This window comes from Niallia sp. M35 (assembly GCF_050971705.1).
Lineage (GTDB): Bacteria > Bacillota > Bacilli > Bacillales > Cytobacillaceae > Niallia > Niallia circulans_A.
On record NZ_JBPCEP010000012.1, the window covers coordinates 71,895 to 85,926 of the forward strand.

At 32.4% G+C, this 14,032-nt stretch carries 14 protein-coding genes; 13 read left to right on the forward strand and 1 reads right to left on the reverse strand.

Features of this window, described 5'->3' with window-relative positions; genetic code table 11:
- Nucleotides 1–509 precede the first annotated feature (509 nt).
- The 13 genes from NiCM35_RS17425 to NiCM35_RS17485 all read left to right on the forward strand — a co-directional run bounded on the left by NiCM35_RS17425 (nt 510) and on the right by NiCM35_RS17485 (nt 12,020).
- Nucleotides 510–839, forward strand: coding sequence for a PadR family transcriptional regulator (locus NiCM35_RS17425; protein ID WP_047941782.1), 330 nt, complete (start codon nt 510–512; stop codon nt 837–839).
- On the forward strand, nt 817–1,392 hold the full coding sequence (locus tag NiCM35_RS17430; protein ID WP_095333336.1) for an HAAS signaling domain-containing protein: 576 nt from the start codon (nt 817–819) through the stop codon (nt 1,390–1,392). The genes NiCM35_RS17425 and NiCM35_RS17430 overlap by 23 nt, the downstream gene beginning before the upstream one ends.
- On the forward strand, nt 1,389–2,009 hold the full coding sequence (locus NiCM35_RS17435; RefSeq protein WP_095333333.1) for an NDxxF motif lipoprotein: 621 nt from the start codon (nt 1,389–1,391) through the stop codon (nt 2,007–2,009). The genes NiCM35_RS17430 and NiCM35_RS17435 overlap by 4 nt, the downstream gene beginning before the upstream one ends.
- Nucleotides 2,010–2,363: 354 nt before the next feature.
- Nucleotides 2,364–2,990: a trypsin-like serine peptidase gene (locus NiCM35_RS17440; RefSeq protein ID WP_433780295.1), complete on the forward strand. Its 627-nt coding sequence runs from the start codon at nt 2,364–2,366 to the stop codon at nt 2,988–2,990.
- Between the two features lie 21 nt (nt 2,991–3,011).
- Nucleotides 3,012–3,149, forward strand: a complete 138-nt coding sequence (locus NiCM35_RS17445; RefSeq protein WP_123258863.1) for a class III lanthipeptide — start codon at nt 3,012–3,014, stop codon at nt 3,147–3,149.
- A 62-nt stretch (nt 3,150–3,211) separates the two neighbouring features.
- Nucleotides 3,212–5,815, forward strand: a complete 2,604-nt coding sequence (lanKC, locus tag NiCM35_RS17450) for a class III lanthionine synthetase LanKC (RefSeq protein WP_123260003.1) — start codon at nt 3,212–3,214, stop codon at nt 5,813–5,815.
- A gap of 91 nt (nt 5,816–5,906) precedes the next feature.
- A complete protein-coding gene (locus NiCM35_RS17455; protein ID WP_206426424.1) occupies nt 5,907–6,029 on the forward strand; it encodes a class III lanthipeptide in 123 nt (40 codons plus the stop codon).
- A 37-nt stretch (nt 6,030–6,066) separates the two neighbouring features.
- Entirely contained in the window at nt 6,067–6,186 is a 120-nt protein-coding gene (locus tag NiCM35_RS17460; RefSeq protein WP_204259898.1) for a class III lanthipeptide, read from the forward strand.
- 36 nt (nt 6,187–6,222) lie between these two features.
- Nucleotides 6,223–6,342, forward strand: a complete 120-nt coding sequence (locus tag NiCM35_RS17465) for a class III lanthipeptide (RefSeq protein ID WP_201781389.1) — start codon at nt 6,223–6,225, stop codon at nt 6,340–6,342.
- Between the two features lie 36 nt (nt 6,343–6,378).
- Nucleotides 6,379–6,498: a class III lanthipeptide gene (locus NiCM35_RS17470; protein ID WP_201781389.1), complete on the forward strand. Its 120-nt coding sequence runs from the start codon at nt 6,379–6,381 to the stop codon at nt 6,496–6,498.
- 36 nt (nt 6,499–6,534) lie between these two features.
- Entirely contained in the window at nt 6,535–6,654 is a 120-nt protein-coding gene (locus NiCM35_RS17475) for a class III lanthipeptide (RefSeq protein ID WP_204259897.1), read from the forward strand.
- A gap of 81 nt (nt 6,655–6,735) precedes the next feature.
- Nucleotides 6,736–8,445 (forward strand): ABC transporter ATP-binding protein, encoded by a 1,710-nt coding sequence (locus NiCM35_RS17480; RefSeq protein WP_095330626.1) that lies wholly within the window; start codon nt 6,736–6,738, stop codon nt 8,443–8,445.
- 863 nt (nt 8,446–9,308) lie between these two features.
- Nucleotides 9,309–12,020, forward strand: a complete 2,712-nt coding sequence (locus NiCM35_RS17485; RefSeq protein WP_433780299.1) for a tetratricopeptide repeat protein — start codon at nt 9,309–9,311, stop codon at nt 12,018–12,020.
- Between the two features lie 65 nt (nt 12,021–12,085).
- On the opposite strand, the gene NiCM35_RS17490 is transcribed toward NiCM35_RS17485, so the two are convergent.
- Nucleotides 12,086–13,735, reverse strand: coding sequence for a glutamine--tRNA ligase/YqeY domain fusion protein (locus NiCM35_RS17490; RefSeq protein WP_341123692.1), 1,650 nt, complete (start codon nt 13,733–13,735; stop codon nt 12,086–12,088).
- Nucleotides 13,736–14,032: the final 297 nt, after the last annotated feature.

A 14,032-nucleotide genomic window follows, 5' to 3' on the forward strand; every position in this document is an offset into this window, starting at 1 on the left:
TGATTCAAACAATTAAGCGTTACCCATTTTAAATATACCCTTTTATGTACTGTAAATGTCCTAATATGCAGCTTTTTATCCCTTTTATAATTTTCGAGGTATTTATAAACCTGTTTCATTTTATAATGGAAAATATAGGATAAAAGGGTGGTGGTTTAAATACTAAAATACATTTCTATTTATTACTGAATAAAGAAATTTAAAAATGTAAGGAACAAATAACCTCTGAAAAAAGGTTGTATGGATTGGATTTATTTTCCTATTCCTTAAATAACAATGTAACATCAAATTTAAAATAAATCAATTTTTTTACACAAATAGTAAATAATGTTCTCGGATACTCGATGACCTTATGTAAATATATTAGTACTGTTATAATCCATATGATTCCAAGGAATTAATTGCTGATAATTAATTCTTAATATTCTGATATTAGGATACAGTGTTAAGTTTAGTACCTTTTAATACACAGATAGTATTAAATAAATTATAAACGCTGGTGATAAATTATGAATGCACAGTTTAAAAAAGGTGTACTAGAATTAATAGTCTTAATAATAATAAACAAAGAGGATGAATACGGTTATTCACTAATAAAGAAGATCTCGAATAAGATCGTTATATCGGAAGGTACTGTTTATCCGATTTTAAGAAGATTAGTTAAAGAAAAGTATGTCACGACATATCATGAAGAATCAAAAGAAGGACCATTTAGGAAATACTACAGAATTACAAAGGAAGGTATAGCTAAACTTGAATCCTTAAAGATGGAATGGAATGAGTTTTTCCTAACAATAAATCGTTTTGTCGAGGAGAATGATAAACTTGAACAAAAATAATTTTTTGAAACTACTCAAAAATAGTTTGAAGTTTATGTCTGAAAAAGAAAAGAAAGATATATTAGAAGAGTATAGCATGCATTTTACGGAGGGATTAAGTGAAAATAAAAGTGAAGAGGAAATTTCTAAAGAATTAGGAAATCCTGAAGAAATCGCTAAGGAATTAAACGCTGTTTATGCGATTAATAAGGTCGAAGAAAAGAAAAGTATAAGAAGTATGCTTACAGCAATGATGTCCATTATGGGTTTAAGTTTAATGAATTGCATTATTATAATAGTGAGTTTATTCTTTATGTTATTATTAACTCCATTTATATTGGCTTATGTCATTGGTGTGCCTATAATGATCCTATCTCCCATTATTTTAATCGTAATGGGGTTTGTAGATGGTTCTACCATTGGAATTGGGGAAATTCTCGAGTCTATAAAAGGAGTTATTATAGGAGCTATTTTAGCCATCCTAGGGTATTATATTGGGAAGTCATTTATTAAATTATTTATTAAATATCTAAAATGGAACGCATCAATAGCAAGGGGGAAAAATGGATTATGAAAAAAATTTTTTTAAGTATCCTATTTCTCTTTATATTAAGCGCGTGTTCAAATGAAGAAAATATTAGCACCTCTGAAAACCAAATACCCGATACAAAGAATGTAGAAATCCCTAGTATTATTTTTTCTTCTGACAAACAAAACAGTGTAATTGATGAAAAGGAAATGAAATCAAGTATAAAAACGTACCTAGACACTTATGAAGCATTACAGCTTGCTAGCTATCCATTTCAAGAAATGATCGATGAAGAAAAGGAATTGACTAAAAGTGAATTGGAGAAATTAGACCAAATTTACAGACTAACAAAAGAAAATGATGAAAATTTCTCTAATTATATTTCACAAAATACATTACCTGAAGGATATCTAGAGGAGTCTGAAAGAATTAGTAGATATATTACAGGTGTAAATGAGATTATTTACGAAATAGATACAATGCTTAATCAACTTACAGACGACATCGAGAAAGAAGTTATTCCGACAGTAAACTTTGATTCAATAAATAAAAAAAGTGATGTAGTGAATGGAAGAGAACAGAAAAAAATAGAAGAGTTTCTTGAGAGGAAGAATATTGATACTAAAGCATTCGGGAAGAATTCACAAGGAAAAACAGAATAACTTTATAGATATAAAAAAAGGTGTACCGAATTTATTTTTAGGTACATCTTTTTTTGCATGAGAAGTATTCTAGCTTAAGATTAACCTCGATATTTATACGGTAATTCCAAAGGGAAATGCGTGTAATGTCCGGGTTTTTTTAGATGTTCTAGGAAGTGTGCTGCTGGGACCCAGTCCAGTTATTTCTTATTTAGTATTATACATAGAATGATATTATCCTTAAAACATTACTATGAAAATAAAATATTGAATCTCTTATATTTTGGTAGTATTGTTTTTTTATACCAGTCAAAGGAATGAAGAATAATGTTCAAATTATCTATGAATGAAAATCAAATAATGAACACAGGAATATTGAAAATAAAACAAAATAAAACCAAATTTATAAGTAATGCTTCACTAATTATGGGATGGAAATATCCATTAGTTTGTACTGCTGCACATTGTGTTTTTGATTGGTATAAGCAAACAAATGCGAATGAGATAACCTTTATAACTTATGATAACCAAGAATATGAAGTGGAGGAAGTCTACGTCAGTAAGGAGTGGGTTCAAAATGGAATAGTTGATTATGATACTGCTTTTCTCACTTTAAAAAAACCGCCTTTAGAAACAGACAATATAATTAAGCCTATATTTAATAACACCTCGAAAAAACAGCATGCATTAATACCTTACATACAGAAAAAATTTTTCCGGAAAAATAAAATTGAAATAATAAAAAACATAACTTTTGAGGACCATATACACAATTCATCCTTGTTAGGAGTAAAAGGAAAAGCTGGAGTAGGTAGCTCAGGCAGCCCTTGGCTACTAGAAAAAGATCGTGATTACTTCCAATTTTCAAATACAAGTTTATCTTTTAATAGTGTTAAAGATATAGTGTGGGGCCCTTATTGGGGGGAACATATAGAAAATTTATATCTACATGCAAATAAAAAAGGGAACAACTTAGAAAGTATTAAAACCTATAAATTATAAAACTAGAAAGGAGGTGTGACTATGTCTAGAACGGATGTTTTATCTCTGCAAAGTTTAAGATATAAAAAGAACGATGAGCCGCCAATTGGTTCAAATGTTAGCGTTAACTGCAAAACACATAGTGGTTTAAGCCTTTTTTTCTGTGTAGTTCCTAGATAAGAAATTCAAAAAATTAAGCACAAATTAACTTGGTTAATTTGTGCTTATAATGAGGTGAACTAATGGATAATAGATATATAAAGTACATAAATGAAGGCTATTATTATAATGTTGCTAGTGAAAACAATCAAAGATTGCTCCATTTAGACTGCCCACCAGATAACTACATAGTAATTGATGGAGAACATTGGATAAATGTTTTGGAAAGAAACATTAAACTACCTAATCAGGGCTGGAAGATTCATATTAGTACGAACATGAAAGAGGCGCAAACAACTTTAGATATTGTATCTAAGTTAATGATAGAAAGAAATATATCATTTAAGTACGTAAAAAGTATGACAGAGCTACTAATGAAAGATTCCAAATATGGCGATAGAGGTTCTTCAGGGAAGTTTATTACAATATATCCTGTAAATACTAATCAATTTATCGAGTTATTAAGTTTACTAGAGAATAGCTTATCTCATTTAAAACCTGGCCCGTATATACTAAATGATAAAAGATGGTATGATTCTAACGTCTATTTTAGATATGGTGCCTTCGCGCCAAGATTTACATTTATAGATGGAGTAAAAGTCGATGCTATAGAAAATTTACAGGGTGAACTTATTGAAGATAAAAGGGTTCCTTATTATTATCTGCCTGACTTTGTAGAAGAGCCTCCAGAAATTATAGCCATGGATAAAGCAATGGATCAAAATGATACTTATTCACCCCTTGAAAATTATGATATTAAAGAGGCTCTACATTTTAGTAATGGCGGGGGCGTATATATATGTGAGAATAAATTAAAAAACAATACAAAGGTTATTCTAAAGGAGGGAAGACCACATGCCGCTGTAGATGCACAAGGGCGTGATGCATTTTCTAGGATTGTAAATGAAAGTGAGATACTTGATAAATTAGAAAAAACAACATTCCCAGTTAAAAAAATAAGTTCCTTTCGTGCGTGGGAGCATTATTTTATCGAAGAAGAGTATATCGAAGGCGATTCACTGTCTGAGTGGCTAGTTAAGAACTACCCTTTCAGCTCTACCCTAAAAAATGAGTCTTACACTGAAGCATGTATAAATATTATTAATCAACTTATTGAGGCTATACATGAAATTCATGAGCATAATGTAGGAATGGGCGATTTACAACCTGCAAATGTTATAGTCACTCCCGAAGAGAAAGTAAGATTAATAGATTTTGAAACAGCAAGTACAACAAATGATTCTCTTTCTGGATTAATGACTCCTGGTTATATAGGCCATCAAGAAATGAATAAGGAACAAAGTGATTGGTTTGCATTACTAAGGATAGCAAAACAGTTATTTGTACCAATTGGAAGTGTTCAAGATATTTCCTGGAATTTGGATACCATTCATAGTAAATGGGTGCATGTTGTATTTGGAGAAAAAGCGACTAAAATAATTGACAAAGTTAAATCGCTGTGTGACTTCTATCAATCACGTCCTATGGACGAGTTATTGAGTACAAATGGCCAGTTAAAACAAGATTTTGATTTATCTATCTTAAAATTAAAATTACGTAATTCCATATTAAAAGACGTTAAAATGGAAGATAGACTTTTACCGGGAGATATTCGTCAATATGAAATGGAAGCAGGAATAATAAATGTATTGACCGGCGGCTTTGGTACGGCAATGGCTTTACATAGAACCGGTGGAATAAATCAAACAGTAAAAGATTGGATTGAAAAACAAGAAATCAATCAATTACTTCATTTAGAAAATGGCTTATATACTGGAAAAATGGGGATTGCTGCAGTTTTATGGGAATTAGGTTATCAAGAAAAGGCAAAAGCCCTATTTGATTCAGATATTGATATTAAAAACATGGAAGATATTTCTCTTGCAGCAGGTTTAAGTGGGATTGGATTGGCATACTTAGGACTTAGCTACGAATATGATAATCCTAGATATCTAGATATTTGTCTCTCTATTGGAGAGATATTAATAGATAAATTAAATTCTAATGCACCTATCATTACTTTTGATTACGATGTGGTTGATAAGGGAGTCATGACAAGTTGGTCAGGAGTTTCCCTGTATTTTACTGCATTATATAAAAAAACAAAGGATCAAAAGTGGCTGGAATTATCAGAAAAGGCATTAGAAAAGGACTTGAAGTTAGGGGTATTTGATGACGATGGCTTGTATCATATAGATGATGATTTTAGAATTTTACCATATCTCGCTGGTGGAGGAAGTGGACTGGCTATTCCTATAATTGAATTAGAGCTGAATGCAGACATAAAGAAATGGGATAAAGAAATCGATGGAATTTGCAAAATTTCGAAAAGTAAATGTTTTTATAACGCTGGGTTATTTCAGGGAACTACTGGTATTTTAGCTATTGCAAATCTCTTAGAGCTATATACCAATAAAAACAGTTTAGTCAGCTCAGCTTTATTTACCCTTAATCTACATTTATTAGAGAATGATGACTGTATATTCGTTCCTGGGGATTCATGCTTTAGACTTTCTGGCGATATTATGTCTGGTTCTGCTGGCCTACTGTTAGTAATAAACGATATTTTAGAGAATAGAAACTACTCCTGGTTACCAATACTCAACTTAGAAAAGGTATTTAATTCCTCCATCTTAAAAGGGGGAAATTCGCAAAGGAAGGTAGAACTATCCTTCTCTGGTAATTAATTGACTCTCTATATGTAAAATATATCATTTTATGTAAAAAAAAGGATTAAAAGATGATGAGAAAAATTATTTATTATAGGAGGTGATAAAAATGAAAAACGTTCTTGGTTTACAAAAAATAGATAAGAAAGAACGGAAAAATGGAGATATATTAAAGTCATCTGTGAGTTTAGGCTGTTCTCCATCAAGTAATACTAGCTGGTTCTTTTGTTAATTCTTAAAAAATACTATTTAGAAAGAAGGAATGAAAAATGAACAAAGTATTGTCATTACAAAAAGAAGCTGTATCAAAAGACGTTCAATTAAAAGCGAAATCACTTGCAAGTATTCAATGTAAAGGAAGTAGCAACGCAAGCTGGTTCTTCTGCTAATTCTTAAAAATACTATTAAGAAAGAAGGAATGAGAAATGAACAAGGTATTATCATTACAAAAAGAAGCTGTATCAAAAGATGTACAACTAAAAGCAAAATCCTCTAAAAGTATTCAATGCAAAGGAAGTAGTCACGCAAGCTGGTTCTTCTGTTAATTCTTAAAAATACTATTAAGAAAGAAGGAATGAGAAATGAACAAGGTATTATCATTACAAAAAGAAGCTGTATCAAAAGATGTACAACTAAAAGCAAAATCCTCTAAAAGCATTCAATGCAAAGGAAGTAGTCACGCAAGCTGGTTCTTCTGTTAATTCTTAAAAATACTATTAAGAAAGAAGGAATGAGAAATGAACAAGGTATTATCATTACAAAAAGAAGCTATATCAAAAGATGTACAACTAAAAGCAAAATCACTAGCGAGTATTCAATGTAAAGGAAGTAGCAACGCAAGCTGGTTCTTCTGTTAAGGCTAGTAAATGATTTCTGTAAAAGACAATAAAGTTTGGTCAATCAAGCTTTATTGTCTTAATTAATGAGGTGAATCTTAATTGAATGCGTATAAAATGCTCCTATTAGCAATTAATGATACAAAGAAGAAAATACTTTTGTTCACAATTATAATTGCATCTATTTTATTTACAGCAGCAACTTTATTTTTCCCACTTTTGGTAAAGGATATTGTTGATGAATTTTCAATGAATGAGATTAGCCTATGGATGGTTGGAGGTTTAGTTTTATTCTTAGTAATAAAATCTATAATTGAAGCAGTTAATCAGTACATAATATCTAAATTTGGTAACATGGTAATTCGTGATTTACAAAAAAATATCTACAATAAGGTTATTTATTTTAAAGTTGATTTTTTTGATGATTACCACAGCGGAGAATTATCAAGTAGAATCGTAAATGATACAGAAATTGTTAAAGATTTAATCACATATCACATCCCTAAATTAGTTACGGGAATTATAATGATACTTGGTGGATTAGCATTAACAATTATCCTTGATTGGAAACTAACGGTTGTGGTACTAATAATTGCCCCATTTATATTTGGGATTATATTTCCTCTGATGAGGAGAATGGAGAACACTGGGGATAGACAACAAAAAGAAACTTCTGTTTTTATTTCAAAAACGCAAGAGACTTTTAAAAATATAAAGATGGTGAAGGCTTCAACGGCTGAAAAACAGGAAAAATCATTAATGTATAAGTGTATTGATAGATTATATAATGCTAACTTATATGAAAGTAAAGTTTTTGCTATAGTAGCTCCTTTAGTAAATTTTTTACTTATTCTAGGCTTATTAATAGTGGTAGGGTATGGAGCATATAGAATCTCAGTAGGAACATTAACTATAAGTACATTAATTGCGTTTGTAATCTATGCCTTTCAAATGATGACCCCAATGAGTTCCATTAGTGGATTTATTGGAGAGTACCATAAAGCTAATGGTGCAATTAAAAGTTTAAATAATATAATGAATAATAATGAAGTGGAATTTACTGGCAATATCGAGTATAAATTTCTACATGAATTATCCTTTAATCAAATTACTTTTGGGTACAAAGATAAACCTATGCTTAGTGATATCAGCTTTACTATTAAACGAGGGGAGTCTCTAACGATTGTTGGTCCTTCAGGATCTGGGAAAACAACTTTAATTAACCTATTGGAGAAGTTTTATCACCCAGAAAGTGGTTCCATAACAATAGACAATATCAATATCAGTCATTTGAACACATATGAACTTCGAAAAAACATTGGGATAGTAAGCCAGGGTTCATCTTTAATTAGCGGTACCATTTTAGATAATTTGCTATATGGGCTTGATGAGGACCAAATTGATGAATCCAAAATAAGAGAGGCCTTAAAATATGCGAATTTACAAGAGTTTGTTGATAGACAGAAGGACAAACTTAATACGAATATAGGGGAGAGTGGCGACAAATTATCAGGGGGAGAAAAACAAAGATTAAATATAGCTAGGCTATTTTTGAAGAACCCGGATATAATTTTATTGGATGAACCTACCTCAAACTTAGATATAGAATCTAGAAATTTAGTATTGGAATCAATAAACAAACTTACTAAAGATAAGACAGTGATTAAAGTAACTCATAACCTAGAAGAAGTAAAACCAGGGGACAATGTATTATTCATTGAAGATGGAGAAATTGTATGTGAAGGTTCCCATGAAAGAATGAGTGAGATGAATAAAAGATACAAAGAGTTTATTTCTACAGCTGCGGTGTAGTTTGTAGTTTTGGGGTAACAGTAAGTAGATTAAATGTTTATCTACTTACTGTTTTTTAATGTTGATTTTGTGCAAATTCGAACATTTTTTCCACGATCTATTCTTCCTTCTTCTTAAGTGATTTTTGCTTATTCCTTAAACTTCTAAGAGATTACTCACCTGCCATATCACCGTTATTGGCATATTAACACTGTCTTTTTCGTTCTGCCATAGATATTGCCCATTCCATTTGGAACAATATAAAAAAGCATCAACATTAGCAGAGTTACTATCGGACTCTTTTTTCTCCTGAAGTCGTAATCCTCATAACCAACGACAATCTTCATGATGTCTAGATAAATCACGCCATTCACTTCCATAAGTTAGTTTCTAGAGAATAATTTCTTATTTGAATGGGGAGTTTCTTCTACTTGGAGATAGATGGAGGAATAGGATGGGCCAAAAGCGATTATTTTCCAAAGAGTATGTTCCTTTATAATTTAAAGGTCTATTGCTATTTTCCCTTGAATAATCCACACTCTGTTAAATGCGAAAGTGAACTAGGTAAAAAGACGGAGAGGATAAATAAAAAACAGGGAAGAAAGGTACGATGGACACTAGAGGATGGGGGTAATAATCAGTAATCTAAATATAATAGTACTTATAAAATAGCACTAAATATATGAAGGAATACCAACATTCTAGAACGATTACTTAGCCTGTTATTATATTGTAAAGAGATTGAATCGGTTTCGAAATCCATGAAATAATCTGATTTGCTACAATGAAGGATAGCCTACATAAGACATAATGATGACGGATGAGCATAAATATATTATTTAGAATGATAAAAAACCACTCTAAATGAATAGCAGGGGGAAGTTATGACATTAGAAAAAAAACTAATTGAAAAAACGTATTATGAAGGATACTTACAGGATAGAGACGAGTCGCCAATTGAAGTTTTAGGCCAATTATATATAGCGGAACAAAGAAAGAATGTTCCAGATCTAACTTCCATCCGTTTCGCACAAGGTGAATTATATTTTCAATACCATGACTATGAAGCGGCAATTTTTAAATGGGAGAATATTGGCAATGAATTAGAGCCATGGGCAAAGAAGAACCTAGCAGACGCATACTTGGAATTAGAGGAATATTCAACAGCAGAAAGCTTTTATAAATCCGTTGTGACAGATTCAGAGCTTTTACAAACAGAAATATCTCTGCAACTGTTTTCATTGTATTTCCAAAAAGAGAATCATGAAATGGCATTAGGGATTATCAATAATCTGGTCCTTACCAATCCAGACTATGCCAATATACCAACTATTGCGAAGTCTTATTATGAAGAACAGCAAAATTGGGAGAAGGCAGTAGAGCTTGCTGTTAACGAAGGTAAAAGAACGGATGGATTAAAGTGGTATGAAGCATTAATTCATTACAGCAACTTAGGAGTGATTCAGCAGTTTGAGCCTGCGTACTTTATAGAGAGCTTAAAAAATCTTCAAGAATTAGACTTTGCTACTTTTGAGAGATTATCTATCTCATTATGGAAAAACTATGAAGACACAGCCTATTATCTAACATGGGTAACGGCATTTAATAGCATTTATGAATCTGTTCCTTGCGAGGGAGAAGAAGGATTAGCGCATATTTTGGAAAGTGCGTACGCTCATTTAATTGATGGCAGTTATTCGATTAAGGAAGTGGAAGAAATCGTTCCGACTCTTTTATCCAATTACTTCTTATCTTCAACTGGACAACAGATTGTATCGGCAGCATCGGCAGTTCTAGCTTGGAATGAAATGTATAAACACTCGATGGAACAATCTGTTGTATCAAAAGCAGAGATGGTGATTAATGAAACAACAGAAACAAATGTATCATTCCAGCAATTTATGAATTTATTTGAATCTATTATCGAGTGGGCAGATAAGCATGATATTCCATTAGACAAGAAGTTTACACAAAAGGTACATGATTTTCTTCCATCAGATCATTATCAGTTATTAATGGTGGGATCTGCTGGAAGTGGTGTAAATGCCTATATTAACGAGCTAGTAGGAGAGACTATTTTAGCAGAAGATACAAATGCTATTTTGACGATAAAGGATAATGACTATCTTGAAATAAACGAAGTAACCAATTCTGGTTTAGAATCAATTGATACACTCACAAATTTTTATAAGGAATTGCTTGTTCAACAGGAAAGCCCGAGAGTATTTCAATTAGACACTCCTTCTCATTATTTAAACCAAAATAGATGGACAGTTACCACTGCTCCATTTGTAGAAAATGCATCTTATGCTATGCTTGCTGACAGTCTCTTATTTGTTATTAATGAGCGGTCTGTTTTTTCTTATACGGAATATGAACAATTAAAGCAATGGAAGGAAAAGTCGCCATTTTTAACACTGCAATTTTTAATTTATATCGATGATTTAGATAATGAAAAAGTAGCATCCAAGCGTTTGCAAAAGGCGATGTCTGCAATTCAGCATTATTTTCCAGATAGCAAGATCTTTATTTATTCCAAGCAAGAGGAGAGAGAAGTTCAGCTAGATGAAATTAGCCGTTATTATTACCACCATTTTGCAGCCAGAAAGATGAATGAAGAACGATTGCAAAGCTGTATTTCTATTATTCAAGATTTAATTACTAATCTATTGGATAAACGATTGGATATGGAAGATAGTTTAAAAGCATCACTCCAGCTTTATGAGGAAATGGTAAGCAAGCTGACTGGGGCAAAAAATCAACTGATTGATATGGAAGCCTCTAAAAGTGAGATCATAACAAAGCAGTTTGATGAAATTAAAACAGAAACGCATGAGGCAATAAAAAAAGAAATTCCAGCCATTTTAAAAGGATGTAAGGATTTTATAAAAGAAGATAGTGATTATAGTAAAATGCATATTTCTCTAAATAAAGAGATGAATAGACGAGTAAACGAGTATTTAAATGAAACCTTATCACCGAAAATCCATCGAAGCATTGAAGATTGGATTCAAGCAGCTCATAAACAATTAGAGGATGGCCAACTATTCCTTAATGAGCTAAGCCAAGGCTTTAATGGAATTTACAACGAGCATCCAATAGAGTTATCTTGTGATTTTGTGATTATAGAAGATTGGAAAAGAGATGCACGCCGGTTATCAAGCGGACTTCGCATCGAACCATTAAATATTTTCAACCGTTTTAATGCATCTCAAGTATTTCTGAAGAGTGCTGGAAAGTTACTTGGTGCAATTCAGCAAAATAATAAAATGCTTCAATCAAGATACCAAAAGTATCTGGAAACAGAGGATTTTTCTGAAGTGGCAGCATCTGTTTCGACAGCTGTTTTACAGCATTTTGATTTCTATGAAAAGGGATTGGAAAATGATATTAAAATGTTCTTTGTTCGTCCAAAAGTAACATTAGAGCAATTTGCTGAGGAAAAATCAAAAGATATAGTAGAATATAAGAATTTATTAGAACGATTAAAGAATAATCCAGAATTGTTCCATGACCCATTGAAGTTATTCGAACTACGGCTCTTGCAGTATGACTGGCTTGCCAATACAACCAAGCCAGCAACCACATGGATGTAAGTCAATATAAAAAAGGAGGAGAATAGTCGACTTTTTCGATTATTCTCCTCCTTTTATTGTATTGCTTATAGTTTAAAGGAACTTTTCAAGGAAACGATACGGTTAAATACCGGCTTTTCTGGAGTGGAATATTTAGGATCCACATTGAAGTATCCGTGACGGAAAAATTGGAATTTATCTTGTGGTTTAACATCCTTCATATTTGGCTCAATAAATCCTTGAATTATTTCTAGAGAATTTGGATTAACATAGTCTAAGAACGTTTTTCCTTCTTCCATTTCCTCATCTTCATCTGTAATTAGTGGTTCAAATAAACGGAACTCCGCAGGGATAGCCTGAGATGCTTCGACCCAATGCAATGTTCCTTTTACTTTTCTACCAGTAAATCCACTTCCACTTTTTGTTTCTTTATCATACGTACAATGAAGCTCGATTACATTGCCTTCTTCATCTTTAATTACTTCTTCGCACTTAATAAAGTAAGCATGCTTCAAGCGCACTTCATTACCAGGGAACAAGCGGAAATATTTTTTGGGAGGATTCTCCATAAAGTCTTCTTGTTCAATATAAATTTCACGAGAGAATGGAATTTGTCTAGTTCCCATCTCGGGATTTTCCGGATTGTTTTCCGCTTCTAGCATTTCTACTTGACCTTCCGGATAGTTAGTAATAACTACTTTTAACGGATTTAGGACACCCATTGTACGAGGTGCTTTTAACTTTAAATCTTCCCGTACAAAGTGGTCAAGCATGGCAGAGTCAACGGCACCAGAGCCTTTTGAAATTCCTAATTCCATACAGAAATTACGGATTGCTTCAGGTGTAACGCCTTTTCTTCTTAAGCCAGAAATAGTAGGCATGCGTGGATCATCCCAACCATCTACATATTTCTCGTCCACAAGAAGCTTTAATTTACGTTTGCTCATTACGGTATTCGTAATATTTAAACGGCCAAATTCGATTTGTTGTGGCGTGCTTTCCATCTCACATTCGCGAACAACCCAATCATATAGAGGACGTTGATCTTCGAATTCTGTTGTACAAAGTGAGTGTGTTACGCCCTCAATTGCATCCTCTATTGGATGAGCGAATGCGTACATTGGATAAATACACCATTTATCGCCTGTATTGTGGTGAGTAGCATGGGCAATACGATAGATAACAGGATCCCTTAAGTTAATATTAGGGGAAGTCATATCAATTTTTGCACGAAGAACCTTCTCGCCATTACCGAATTCGCCATTGCGCATTGCTTCAAATAATTGAAGATTTTCTTCAACTGCGCGATTACGATAAGGACTTTCCTTTCCTGGCTCTGTTAACGTTCCGCGGTATTCGCGAATTTCATCGGCTGATAAATCATCAACATAAGCGAGTCCTTTTTTTATTAATAAGACTGCACGGTTGTACATTTCCTCGAAATAGTCAGATGCAAATAATAAATTTTCCCATTCATATCCGAGCCATTCTACATCTTCCTTAATAGAGTTTACATATTCAATGTCCTCTTTTAAAGGGTTTGTATCGTCAAAGCGTAGGTTGGTCTTACCTCCAAATTCATCTGCTAGTCCAAAGTTAATAAAAATAGACTTTGCATGACCAATGTGCAGATATCCATTTGGTTCTGGCGGAAAACGCGTGATAACCGTATCATGCTTCCCAGTTTCTAAATCTTCTTTCATGATGTTTTTTATAAAATTAGAGCCCATCTCCAAGATTATAGCCACCTTTCTAATATGTATGAATACTTTTAGAATAAAATATTTAGCTTAGCCATTCGTCTATATCGAAAATATCCAAACGATCTTAGTATGATTATATCAATAATATAACCAATATTTTATTATAAACTTCACAGAAAGGAAACGAAAGTACAATAAATTTGTTAATTTTTATGGATTTGGATGGTTTCTTTACAAGTTATGGGGTTTTTGCTAGTATTATCCATTTATTAAGTGGTGATTGTTCATAAGGCGGATGAAAACCGAAAAAGAAGGAGGTAGGGGAAAAAG